Genomic DNA, 692 nt, shown 5'->3' with positions numbered 1-692 from the left:
GCGATTGTTATGGCTGAATTAACAGGTGTTCCGGGAAAGATTGAGCTTAAATTCCGCTCAGGCAAAGGGGTTGAGGAGTTCGAGCAGAAGTATGCCCTCACCAACTCCGAGACGGCCTCATTTCTAAGAGGTCTTGCTGGAGAGATCGAGGCTGGCGGAGAGGTCTCAGTGAAATATGGCAGCATCAATATTTCCATCAATCCCGAGCCTCCAATCAAGGTCGAGGTGGAGTGCGAGAAGGATGAGCTTGAGATTGAGATAAAGCTCAAGGCAAAAAAGGATAAATCAGCCCCTGAAGAGGCTGAGGAATAATCCTTTTTTCTTATAATTTGCGATTCAAGTTCACCCATAATAAATAGGAAGGTGCTAATAAATAACAGAGCCCGCGTTCGCGGGCTTCTGATCTAGATCAGCATCCCAAAAGCTTCTCTGGGCTTATTCATTGCCATTAGGGCATGCATCTTGCTGATCTTGGCAGAAGAATAACCGGGATCGATCTCCAGAGCCTTATCATACTCCTGCTGGGCCTCCACAAGCTTTCCATCTGCATGCAAGGCCAATCCTTTACCCAAATAAGCCTGCTTATAATTGGGGTCGACCACCAGTGCCTGATCGAAGAGAGCTTTAGCATCCTCATAATTGCCCAAGGCCATTTGGGTGATTCCCTTCAGGTAGAGGGCCTCTTTGTAATT

2 protein-coding genes are annotated in these 692 nt (G+C 47.3%); one reads left to right on the top strand and one right to left on the bottom strand.

Annotation, left to right across the window (positions count from 1 at the left end):
• A partial coding sequence (locus BP822_RS00900) for an amphi-Trp domain-containing protein (protein ID WP_337955743.1) occupies window positions 1-312 on the top strand: 312 nt, incomplete at its 5' end.
• 92 nt (window positions 313-404) lie between these two features.
• On the opposite strand, the gene BP822_RS00895 is transcribed toward BP822_RS00900, so the two are convergent.
• On the bottom strand, window positions 405-692 hold a 288-nt coding region (locus BP822_RS00895; RefSeq protein ID WP_286877531.1), incomplete at its 5' end, for a tetratricopeptide repeat protein.

Source organism: Methanosaeta sp. UBA458 (assembly GCF_002496085.1).
Classification (GTDB): domain Archaea; phylum Halobacteriota; class Methanosarcinia; order Methanotrichales; family Methanotrichaceae; genus Methanothrix; species Methanothrix soehngenii.
Note: the sequence above shows the minus strand (reverse complement) of the source record. Positions and strands in the feature narration are given on the sequence as shown.